Genomic DNA, 12,586 nt, shown 5'->3' with positions numbered 1-12,586 from the left:
TTTTCCGGCCCCAGCGCCGGACGACCTGTGTGGAGGAGAGCGAGCATGTCACGACGAATCAAGCAACCATCGCGCGGGCGCGCCGGGCGGCGCGGCGTCGTGTTGATGATTATCCTGGGCATGCTCGCCCTGTTCATGTTGATCGTGATTTCGTTCGTGCTCACGGCCAGCGCCGAGAAACGGGGCGCGATCTCGGCCGCTCGCGCCGAACAGCGCGGCATCAGCCATTCCAATCTGTTGAACATGGCGGCGCTGCAAGTCGTGCGCGGCACGCGCGACGGTCGATCGGTCATCGGTCCCCACAGCTTGCTCGAGGACATGTACGGCGACCGCGAGGCGGTGGTGGGGCATTTTACCCAGGTACTCGTGCCGGCGATGAATGCCCAGAGCACCCCGACCAGCGCGCTGTTCACCGTGACGGGGCTGATCGCCTATGGTCCTGATCGTCAGCCGGGCATCGCCGGAGTTGACGACGATAACAACGGGATCATTGACGACGTGAACGACAATCTGAGTGGCGCCAAGAACTCTCCCACCACCGACGATACCTGGCTGGAGAGTTACGTGGGGCAGAATGGCGCCAGCGCGCAGCTGGAAGGGCGCTTCGCCGGCTGCGTGTTGACGGTGCTCGATGGCCCCCTGGCCAATCAATCGACGCGCATCGTCCGCTGGTGGGGCGCGGGGGGCACCTGGAGCAACAATGGGTCCGCGGGCACGCTCGTGATTCAGCCGTTCAAAACCGCATTCAACGTGACCGATGTCTCGGCTCCTCCGCGCCGCTTCCTCATTAACGGCCGCCCGTTCAACGGCTCGGGCTTTGGCAATTCGACCCAGTACACAAAGAACAATGCCGGCCTCGCGACGCCGGTGAACGGCACGCGGCTGAATTGGCCGGATCCCAAGACGGGAAGCAGCATGTACGGGACGATCAATGTCACGCAGAACCCAAATTTTTCCGGCCAGGTGCCGATTGGCCTGATGCCCAATCCGACCGATTCGGGTTACCGGGGCTACTTGTCCGATCGGCCGGTTCGCGCCGGCGGCAACGTGCCCAACACGAGCGGCGTCGACGCCGACGAGGACTACGACGCTCCCGACTTCCAGAACATGATCCTGGCGGGCCGGACCTACAATCCGACGACGCTGACCTGGGAAGTGACCAGCCCCTCGTTGCATCGCCCGGACCTGTGCCGGTTTTGGGTCCACGCCTTGGGGCTCGATTCGGCTGGCGCGCCGACGGGCAGCTATAACATGATGGCGACTCCCTCCTACCTGCCGCTGCGCCGTCGGTTCATCTTGCGCCCCGATCCGGCCGATCATTTCGACAACACCGATCCCTCGCAGAACCTGATGGGCGCCGGCAAGTACGTGCCTCCCGAACCGTGGGCCGATTTGAACGGCAACGGCATTCCCGAGGGGGGCGAGTACACGGACATCAACGGCAACGGCATGTGGGATCAGGGTTCTCCCACGTTCGTGTCAATCAATCGTTTTGACCCGGTGTTCGGCGGCTTCGACGTCGACAACGACGCCGACGGGCGCTACGACAGCGTCTGGGTCGACTTGGGCGCCCCGGTCCAGAGTTGGGCCGACGGCCGGCTGGTCAAGCCGATGTTCGCCATCCTCTGCCTCGACATGGATGGGCGCATCAATCTGAACACGTCGGGCAATCCGTCGCACTATCGGTTTTCGGGAACCACGGCGACCACCTTGCGGACGCCGCCGGGGCCGGCCTCGTTCGCGACGGCGGCCTTGTCGAGCGACGAAGTGATGTCGGTTGGCGGCTATCTGTTCACCTCGACGCGCACTGGCACCGCCGCCCCCACGACGTACACGGCTCCCGACTGGCTCGACGCGCGCAACGGCACGTACAGCCCAGCCTTCGCGCGCTACAACGAGTCGGCGAGCAATATCAGCAACGTGACGACGCTCGGCGTCGCGGCCGTCAGCCCCGCGGTGACGCTCAGCACGAACTCCTACACGGTCTACGCTCCCTATATCAGTTCGCTCCCGACCCCGAGCGGCGCGGTGAATCCGACGACGCCGGTTCTGACGGGGCAGGGGCTTGGTTATTCGTCGGCTGACATCAATTTGACGCCGTTCCTGATCGCCCCGTACGTCGACAACGGCAATGCCAATCAGTTCTGCCGCGTCAATTTGTATCGCTGGTTGCTCGAAGGCCGGGCCGAGAACCTGTTCCCGAATTACGAAACGTCATTCATTCCGCACATCAACGGCCGTCCCCAAGGAGTGCAGCGTCCCGCCGTGGCGGGGCGGTATGGCGAGCCGCACCTGGTCAATCCCAAAACCCCGGGCCAGCCGACCCCCGGCGCGCTCAGCCTGCCGCGCGCTGGTGAGACGAGCTTCATCCCCTCGGGGGGCAGCCTGTGGAACCTGGCCATCGGCATCACGCCCGGGGACGACAACCGGCCCGCCGCCGCCATCGGCTATATGCCGACCACATTCTATAACACGCCGGGCAGCCAACTGTACGCTCTGTACGGCGGCGTGACCAATCCGAACTTTGTCGGTGGCGATTCGGCGGTCGAGACGTCCGGCTCGCTGTGGTACGTCGGCGCCAACGTCACTCCGTCGCCGCTGAACAGCGCGCTCGCCGCTCCCGCGCTCGACCCCAACGCGCCTGGTTCCGGCGTGGCGGCAAACATGGCGACGGGCTATTACGCATCGCCGATCGATCCGAACGGTCGCTTGACGATCGGCACCGATCCGATGGGGCGCGTGACGTACGCTTATGGTCCGACCCAAACGATTCGCTACTCGCCCGGCGCCCTGGCCAGCGGCCTCGATGCGATTCCCAACGAGATGATCGACGATCCGTGGGAGTTCGACCCCAGCGGCTTGTCCAACCGGGGAACGCTCGTCCAAGGAGTCCTGACCGGCGCTGGACCGAGCAGCCCCGCCCCCCTGATGTCTCCCACCGACGCCCCCTTCACCGCCGCCGAACTGCAAGCCTTGTTGCGCGGGCACGACCCCGATATGCAGTACATGAACTCGCGGCTGCGACAGGTCTGGTGGGGGGCCAACGACCAGACCCTGGCCACGAATCATGGCACGGGCATCTTGGGGGGGACGTACGATCCCACGCGCCATCGGTTCACGACCGAAAGCTGGGACTTGCCGGTGCCGAATCTTGAGCCGCCCCCGGACGTTCGAGACGCCTTGGCGCTGATGGGGATCGACCCAACGAACCTCAGCTTTGGCGAACTGGTGGTGGGGCGCGTCGCCGCCGCGGCGCGTTGGCACGGCGTGAACTTGACCACGGGCTCGCTGGCCAACATGCAGACGATCGCCCGCGGGCTGATCGATCCCGCGAATCGGTTCGGCCAGCGCGGATTTTCGCCCGACCTGGTGCTGAGCTTGCGGATGGATATCAATCGCGTGCTGGGCAACGGCTTTGACGACGACAGCAACGGCGTGGTCGACGATCCGATGGAAATGGCCAAAGCGGCCAACCAAGAGCCCGCCTGGAAACAGCCCAGCGCGGCCTACACCGTGCCGCCGGTCGCCAAGCTGGGCACCACGATGGACCTGACTTGGGAAGGGCTGTTCATCCCGGCCACCGGTGCGAACACGAACGGCGGGCTGCCAGTGCTCGGCAAGCCGATGCCCGACATCCGGGCGCGCTATGAGTTGGCCAAGCACTTGTACTGCTTGATGATGCTGGTCATGGACTCGAATTACTTGGACCTGGGGACGCCGCTCGTGACCTCCGGGGTGGGCGGCGTGGGGAACATTCAGCCGGTGTGGGCTGAAAAGGGCATGCCCAACACCCTGACCGCCGCGACCAATCCGATCCAGCGGATGCATATCTTGACGGCCTATCGCGTCGCCCAGTGGGCGGTCAACGTCGTCGACTTCCGCGACCGCGATTCGATCATGACGCCGTTCGAGTTCGACATCTATCCGTTTGCCAGTCAGGATCCATTTAAAGCGGGCACGTGGACGCCCGGCGGTTGGGAAGTGGACGGCGCGCTCGAGACCGTCGAGGACAATCCCACTCCCACCACCGCGCGGAACCTGTTCTATCGCGGCGTGGTCTGGGGGATGGAATATCCCGAAATGCAAATCACCGAGACGCTGGCGTTTCACGATCTGAAGATCGCCGACACGCCGATGAGTCCCAACGCCAACAACAACAAGCCGCAGAACTATTTCACCAAGGGGGCGAATGCCGGCGGGGCGGACCCGCACTTGGACCAGGTGGCCATTCCCGAGGGGTCGGCGTTCATCGAGATCACCTGCACGGGCAACGCGCCCCCCTTGACCAACGACGCCAAGGTTCAGCAGGCGCAGAAGTTCCACATGCTTCCCAACGAACTCTACACCAAGACGACGTCGGGAACGAACCTTCCCAACGACGCTTATGGCGCGTTGAATCTGAGCGCTACGGCAAGCCAATCGGGCGTGGCGTCGCCGGTGTGGCGAGTGGCGGTTACGGTGCCACATCGAGGCGTTGACGCCGCGCCGGTTTCGGGCGCTGGCAAGCTGGGGCGCGATCCCACGGTTCGCGAGATGCTCTTCGACTCGCAAGGGGCCGGGGCCGTGAATCTGTACTATCCGGATTCGACGACGTTGCAGCCCGAGGCGATGAACATCTTTGACAGCACCACGCCAGCGAATCCGCTGCTCAACTACCGAATTGGTTGGAACATGTACTTCGTGGCGTCCGGCACGGCGACACAGGTTCCCACCAAGGGCGCCTATCAGGACTATTACATCTACTCCGGCGGCGGCGTGGCGCCAAAGTATTACTTGCAATCAGGCCAATCGGCGGTGCTGGGGCCGGCGCGCTCTTATGTGACCGGTGGCACCATGCCTCACGTCACCCAGGTCGGTTGGACCGACAAAGGAATGCCCTCCAACAAGATCGGCTGGACGCCGCAGCAGTTTGCCCTGCCCACCACGTCGGGCTCGTTGGTCATCAATAGTTCGGCCCAGGCGCTGACCTATCCTCGCCCGTACTCGGCGGTCGGCTCGGCGGGTACTGACATCAAGCAGCCCGTTTGCATTCCGATGGGCACCGCGAGCGTGTCGGCGTCAACGCCGACATTCTACACGGGCACGCGCAACTTCATTGGCATGAACATCTCAGAGCCCCCGGGCGGTTACACGCCACCGTCCAACTACCAGGGGCCGTTGATGAACTTGCAACTGGCCAACGGCTACAAGTCGTACGAGCTGTTCAACCCTGGCAACGGCACCCGCGGCACGTCCACGCTCAGTACCGATATTGCGGACGTGCCATTTGACATGAACCAGAACAACGTGTTTCAGAACGCTGGCATCTCGTCCGGCGCGGGCGGTTCCAACCAGTCGTGGGCGACCCCCGGCACGTACGTGGACTATGCCACGGTGTTCCTCCAGCGGTTGGCCGATCCGACCATGCCCTGGAATCCCGACAAGTACGACCCACAGAACGGCGTCAATTCCGGCGCGAGCAAGTACAACGCCAACTTGCCCATCAACCCGTACTTGACCATCGACTGGATGCCGATCGACCTGACGGTTTATAGCGGCATGCTGGTTTGGCCACCGCAGAATGCCGATGGCGTCACCTATATGAACACGCCAGCCGCCGTGACGCAAAAGCCGTTGACCGCCGCTTCGGCGCCGCACGACGGCCTGCTGACGACGACGTGGAAGGGTTGGACCGGCGCGGCCTCTGTTTCCACCCCGCCGCGCAATTTCGTCTATGACTCGACGACCAATCCGCTGCTGTTGAACAGCCGGCAGCGTGGGCCGCGCCAGTTTGGCCAGGTGTTGCCCGGTGGCATATCTACGAGCACGACGATCAGCGGCCAATTCCCCGTGGCGGCCACCAGTTCGATGAGCTGGCAGTACACGCCCTATACCATCGGCAGCCCGGCGCTGGCCACGCCGAGCCAGTTGGTGATGTCCGAGGCGCCCATCTGGTCGGCCATCAGCGACGACCCGCGCGTGTCGCCATCGTTGGGGCTGTCGGGCGGGCTGACCACTGGCAGCTTCAACCAGCAGGTCACGCTCCACACGCTGGGCTACGTTAATGACAGCTATGGCCACCCTCTGTCGTACTCCGGCACCAGCATGACCGGCGCGCCGTTCCTGCCGAACGCGGCGGTTTCGGTTGCCGCCTTGTCGGCGGGGGTGACCGGGGGGCGCGAAATGATTGGCGCGCCGCAGCGCCCCTATCCGTGGCTGTGTTGGAACAACCGGCCCTTTGCCAGCGCCCATGAATTGATGCTGGTGCCGGCCAGCAGCCCAGGCCGCTTTGGCGTCGAGTTCAGCTACATCACCCAGGCCCAATACCGCGCCGGGCTGACCTCCGACCAGAATTTCACGGCCACCACCATGCGCTACTTGCGCCAATTGTTGACCGGCAACGATTACGCCCTGCGGCGCGGGCTGAGTTGGGGCACCTGGACGGCTCCCGTGGCCGGCGTTGGGTCGCCCCCCCGCGTGCCGCATTTGGCCTGGCCCGCCTTGTCTCCGCCGTGGGGATTGACGCCGGTGGTTCCGACTGGCAATCAGGCCGATCTGCTAACGCCGGGGCAGCCGTTTGGACATCTATTGAACTTCTTTGCCTCGACGTGTCCGGGTGACACCTATCAGGCAAGCATGGGCACCCTGGGTGCCGGTACCTACAGCCCCAAGGCGGCGCCGAACTTTCATCGCGTGTTCGAGTTCGTCACGGTTCCGTCGCGATTCTCGGGGACTTCCGACTCGCTGACCGATGCGGCCTGTCGGCCCGTGCAATCAACCACGACCACCAATACGCCGCCGGCGGCGCTCGACCCGTTCATGGCGCCGCACAACAAGGTGTCGCGGTTCCGCGAGCCGGGCAAGATCAACCTCAACACGTTCGTCGACGCCCACTGCAATTTGCCGAATACCCTGAATTCGACCGGCAAGCTGAACCCGCCCTACGCGACGCTGGATTGCACGGCTTGGGTCGCGCTGACCAACGGCCACCCGAACTCGGTGGGCTCGCAGGCGGCGCGGAACGGCACCATCACGTCCGGCGGCGTCCACCTGGACAGCGTGTGGGCCGACTTCAACGCGAATCGGTATCAGTTCAACGATCAGAACCCATTGCGATACTACGCCACGGGGACGACCACGATGTCGAACACGTTCAATACGTTTACGTGGGACCATCTGAACTGGACCTTCGGCGCCAACAACCATTTGGGCGCGGCCCAAGGCGTGCAGGCGTTGTCGGTGGTTGGCGCGGCGTCCAATCCGTATGTTCCCAGCATCTATCGCATCTATCGCTCGTACGCCGGCGGCATGTCGGCGCCGATCGACGAAATGTTCTACGCCGATGGCGTGATTCCCTCGGGCGCCTCGTCCATGTTTCGGCCTTATTTGGCGGCCGACAGCAACATTCTCCGTCGTCTGGAGCCGAAGCTCGGCTACTCGAATTGGAAGGCGCCCGCGAACGTGGACGTCTACACCACCGTCCCCTATGCCACCAGCCAACCACTGTTCGCGTTCGACGGCGGGCCGATGGCCGCGATGAACACCGCCAACACCGTCATGCCCAGCACCCAGGTTGCCGGCAACATGTACCTGACGGCCGACGGTCCATCGTCGTTGCAGAACGCCCATCGCGACGGCAAGCGCGACCCGTACTTCCGCTATCAGCAGCACCTCAAGCTGAGCAATCTGGTCACCACGCGGTCGAACGTCTACGCCGTGTGGGTCACCGTCGGCTTCTTCGAGGTCTCGCGGATCGGACCCACGAAGCTGCAAACGACGATGAAGTCCGACGCCAGCTACCCCAACACCGATGGCTTCCGGTTGATGCGCGAGATCAACAGCGATATCGGCGCGGTCGAACGGCACCGCGGGTTCTATCTGATCGATCGTTCGATCCCCGTGGCCTTCGTGCGCGGCGAGAACTACAACGTCGACAATGTGTTCCTTTTGAAACGCGTGATCCAGTAGCGCCCCGCGAGCGAACTCGTGGCGCATGCTCCGCGAGGAGGAGTGGACATGGTGGGAAACCTGAAGCGATGGTTCGGATCAGCCCGCGCGGCCGCAACCAGCCGCCAGCGGGCCGGCGTGACGTTGATCGAAGTGCTGGTCGCCACGGCGATCACGCTGATTCTGGTGGCCGCGGTGGCCCAGATGTTCACCTACGTCAGCAACAGCGTCGTCGACGGCCGCGCCGCGGTGGAAATGTCGGATCGCTTGCGGTTGGTCAAGGAACGGCTGCAGCTCGACTTGAAGGGTTGCACGGCTCCCACGCGGCCGCCGCTGCGCCCCGAGGCCGACCAGGGCTACTTCGAGTACATCGAAGGGCCGCTGGGTTCGTTCTACACCGTGCTCGACGGCAGCAAGAGCGGCAACACGATCCAGGATGAACTGGTGGACGACGTCGACGACATCCTGATGTTCACGGCGCTGGGGGTCGACGCGCCGTTCGCCGGGCTGATTCGCAACGTGCCCAGCACCACCCCCTATGCCGAAATCGCCTGGTTCATGCGTGGCACCAACCTGTATCGCCGCGTGCTCCTGATTCGAACCGCGGACGACCCCGACAGTTGGTCGGCCGGCGAATGGAACAGCAAGAACTTTTACCAGCTCAGCGATCTGTCGATGCGCCTCGAAGGGGGCGGCGTGGGGCAAAACAACGTCAATAATTTGGCCTATTTCGCCACCAATCCGAATATCCAGGCGATTGGCATGTTGCGGTGCAATTCGCTGGGGGATCTGACCAAGCGCGAGAACCGCTATGCGCATCTGCCCACCGTGTATCCCCACGACGCGCGCTGTTGGGGCGTCAGCTCCACGATCAGCGCCGCGGCTGGCTCTGGTGTGATCGGTGTCACCCAGTTTCAAGGCTGGGGCTTGCCCACGCTCACCGAGTGCGGCAGCGGCAACTGGCCCTACCCCTACTATGGCACCACCTCCAACCCCAATCGTCCGGCAACCGTCGTCGCCTATATGCCCATGGGAGGCGAATACACGCAGTCCATTGCCATCCTGCCCACCCAGTCGTCGAGTCCCGCGACAGGCGTGTCGGTTAACTTCCATCAGGGAAACCTGACCACGGGCGCCTATTTCGTTTGCACGGCGACGGGGATCATCTTGATGGACGGGTACGATCGCGGCCGAGCCATGCGCTTTGCCGCGAACACCACCCGAGGCATGGCGAATTTCGGGTTTAGCACCACCGGGTCGCGACTGGACGATCTGATCATGACCAGCGTGGCCGGCTTTGACGTCAAGGCTTGGGATCCGGGCGCGCCGGTGTTTGAGGTGGCGCAATTGATCAACGGCGCGGTCAGCGCCACCACGAGCACGACCGTCGCGCCGGGGGATCCGAATTACCAGGCGACCGTAATCAGTTTTACCACCAACTCGGCGAGCATCGCGTCGACCAGCACCACGATCCGCGCGGTCAGCTTTGGTTCGTACGCCGATCTGAACTACCTGGGGGCCGCCGGCTATCCACCGGTTCCCACGCCGACGACGGCGTCGGCTTATGAACTGGCGCTCAGAAAGTACGAAACGGCCAAGTTCGGCATGACGGGTGTCTTGCCGCGGCCCCGCTTTGGCGACCCGGGCAATCCTCGTTCGCGCTGCGATGCCGGCATTTCCAACATCTTCAAGGCCGCCGTCTACGACACCTGGTCGACCCACTACGAGTACGACGGCATCGATCAGCCGACCACGCCGGTCTCCACGGGGGCGAGCACGGTTTATAAGCAGGACGGGTTGGTCGACCCGATGTACAACGGTCTCGACGACAACGCCAACGCCGGCGTCGACGACGCCAACGAAGCGGAAGCGCCGCCGCCGTACGCCTATCCGCTGCGGGGTATTTCGGTGTCGATTCGCGCCTATGAGCCCGACACCAAACAGGTGCGCGAGGTTCATCTGTCGCACGAGTTCACGCCGGACTGATCAGTGCCTAGGTATTGAACAGGAAGTGGCAGATGTCGCCGTCCTGGACGACGTAGGCTTTCCCTTCGGTGCGCAGCTTGCCAGCCTGGCGGATTTCCTTTTCGCTCTGCAAGGCTTCCAGGTCAGTCAGGGTGTAAACCTCGGCGCGGATGAAACCCTTTTCAAAGTCGGTGTGGATCACGCCCGCCGCCTGGGGGGCGGTGGCGCCGATCGGAATGGTCCAGGCCCGGACTTCCATCTCGCCGGCCGTGAAGTAACTTTGCAGTCCCAGCACGCGGTACGCCTCGCGCGCCAGCGCGGCCAGCGCCGGCTCGGCCAGTCCGGCCGAGGCCAGCATCTCGGCTCGATCGGCTTCGTCCAACTCGGCGATTTCCGCCTCGAGCTTCGCGCACACCGGCACGACCGACGCGCCGACCTGCTGGGCAAACTCGCGGACTTGCTGGACCAGCGGCCCCGCGCCATTCAGGTCCGACTCGTCGACATTGGCCACGTACAACACCGGCTTGGCCGTCATCAGCCCGAAGCTCTTCACCGCCTTGGCTTCCAGCGGATCGAGCGTCAGCTTGCGCAGCGGTTCGTCCTTGGCCAGGTGCTCCTGGCATTTCTTGATCACCTCGACGCGCTGCTTGGCTTCCTTGTCGCCGCTCTTGGCGGCTCGCTCGGCCTTGGGAAGCGCCGTCTCCAGCGTCTGGATATCGGCCAGCATCAGTTCGATCTCGACGGTCTCGATGTCCGAGACCGGGTTCACCGCGCCGGCCACGTGGATCACGTCGGGATCCTCGAAGCAGCGCACTACCTGCAAGATGGCGTCGACTTCGCGGATGTGATTCAGGAACTTGTTTCCCAAGCCCTGGCCTTCGCTAGCCCCTTTGACGATGCCGGCAATGTCGACCAGCTTGATCGCCGCCGGCACGATCTTCTTGGGGACGATGTATTTCGTGATCCGCTGCAAACGCTCGTCGGGCACGCTGACGATTCCTTCGTTCGGCTCGATCGTGCAGAACGGATAGTTCGCGCTCTGCGCGCTCTTGGAACTTGTCAGCGCGTTGAACAGCGTGCTCTTGCCCACATTCGGCAACCCAACAATGCCAGCTTCCATCGGTATCCACGGAACTAGGTTGAATTGGTTAACAAAACGATCAACGGGAAATGATAAACGATAAACGCAGAGCAGAAGACTGGGGCGCTAACGATTAGATTGACGAACAAGTCGAACGGAGTATGAATCCTCCGTTCATCGTTTCGCGTTTATCGTTCCTCATTTCCGCGCGGTTCGCGCATGTCCACGCACCGCGAGCCTTTGCCCTCGAACCGCGGCAGCGACCCGAACGGCACGCACGTCACGTCGACTTTCAGGCCCAGCCGCAAGCGCAACTCGTCGGCGATCCGTTGCGGCTGGTGCAGCCGGTCCTCGACCTCGACGTGCAGTTGATCCATTTGCTCGACGCGGTGGACGAGCAGCCGGTACTCTTGCACTTCGGGAAAGCTGCGGACGATTTGCTCGATGGCGGTGGGGAAAATGTTCACGCCCCGCACGATCAGCATGTCGTCAGCGCGTCCCAGGATGCCGCCCCGCAACAGCACGAACCGGCACGCCTCGTCGTGCTGCCAGACCGGGCGGACCAGATCGCCCGTCCGATAGCGAATGATCGGGTAGCCGACGCGCCCCAGATTGGTCAACACCAACTCGGACAGTTCTCCTTCGCTTGCCGGCCGCCCCGTCTCGACCGACAAGAACTCGGCGATGAACTCGCTTTCCATGATGTGCAAGCCCGAGTCGCCGCGATCGGCGTAGCCCCACGGGCCCACCTCGCTCGCGCCGCCGTGATCGATCACCCGGGCGTTCCAGGCTTCGCCGATTCGCTTGCGCATCGCCGGGATCGAGCCCCCGGGCTCGCCGGCCAGGATCAGCTTGCGAACTTTCAGGTCGCTGGGGCGAATGCCTCGCTCGCCGGCCACCTCGGCCAGGCGCAGCGCGTAACTCGGCGTACACAGCAGCACGCTCGCACCGCTGCTGCGGATCAGTTCGATCCGCTGCTGGGTGTTCATCCCGCCACAGGGAATCACCAGACAGCCGCGCTGCTCGGCCGCCTCGAACGCGCTCCAAAAGCCGACGAACGGGCCGAACGAAAACGCCAACAGCACCGTGTCCTCGGCCGTCACGTCGGCGGCGTCGAGCACGTACTGCCAACAGCCTAGCCACCAGTGCCAGTCTTCGGCCGTGTCCAACGTGACCAGCGGCCGGCCGCGCGTGCCCGAGGTCTGATGGAACCGGACGTAGTGCGAACGGGGAAAGGTCAGATTGGCGGCCAGCGCGCCGTGGGCGTGCGAGGCCAGCAACTCGTTCTTGAACGTGAACGGGAACTGCTGCAAGTCCTCGAGCGTGGCGATCGTGTGCGGCGCGTCGGCCAGCTTCTCGGCATAGAACCGATTCTGAGGCAGAATCCGCGCCAACAGCGCGTTGAACCGCGCCACCTGATGCCGTTCGAGGGCCTCGGAATCCAGGGCTTCGAGTTGTCGTCGCTCGGCGGGCGAAACCAGGGTGCTCATCTTCGTATCATAGCGTTTCGCCGCCGCGCGGGGGAGGAGCCGCCTGCCGCTCGCCAACCGCCAGCGCCAACCCCTAGAATGGAGCCGCGAGAACGTCACGTGTTTTTCCAGAGGCAAAGGCTCG

4 protein-coding genes are annotated in these 12,586 nt (G+C 63.8%); 2 read left to right on the top strand and 2 right to left on the bottom strand.

Going from position 1 to position 12,586, the window contains the following annotated elements:
* The first annotated feature begins 45 nt into the window (after nt 1-45).
* Together JSS27_05680 and JSS27_05675 are read left to right on the top strand one after the other, a co-directional pair.
* On the top strand, nt 46-7,947 hold the full coding sequence (locus tag JSS27_05680) for a hypothetical protein (protein MBS0208427.1): 7,902 nt from the start codon (nt 46-48) through the stop codon (nt 7,945-7,947).
* A gap of 51 nt (nt 7,948-7,998) precedes the next feature.
* Complete coding sequence (locus tag JSS27_05675; GenBank protein MBS0208426.1) at nt 7,999-9,912, top strand: prepilin-type N-terminal cleavage/methylation domain-containing protein; 1,914 nt, start codon at nt 7,999-8,001, stop codon at nt 9,910-9,912.
* A 7-nt stretch (nt 9,913-9,919) separates the two neighbouring features.
* On the opposite strand, the gene ychF is transcribed toward JSS27_05675, so the two are convergent.
* Together ychF and JSS27_05665 are read right to left on the bottom strand one after the other, a co-directional pair.
* Entirely contained in the window at nt 9,920-11,011 is a 1,092-nt protein-coding gene (gene ychF / locus JSS27_05670; GenBank protein MBS0208425.1) for a redox-regulated ATPase YchF, read from the bottom strand.
* Between the two features lie 149 nt (nt 11,012-11,160).
* On the bottom strand, nt 11,161-12,462 hold the full coding sequence (locus tag JSS27_05665; GenBank protein ID MBS0208424.1) for a phenylacetate--CoA ligase family protein: 1,302 nt from the start codon (nt 12,460-12,462) through the stop codon (nt 11,161-11,163).
* Nucleotides 12,463-12,586 lie beyond the last annotated feature (124 nt).

The organism is Planctomycetota bacterium (assembly GCA_018242585.1).
Taxonomy (GTDB): Bacteria; Planctomycetota; Planctomycetia; order Pirellulales; family PNKZ01; genus JAFEBQ01.
Note: the sequence above shows the minus strand (reverse complement) of the source record. Positions and strands in the feature narration are given on the sequence as shown.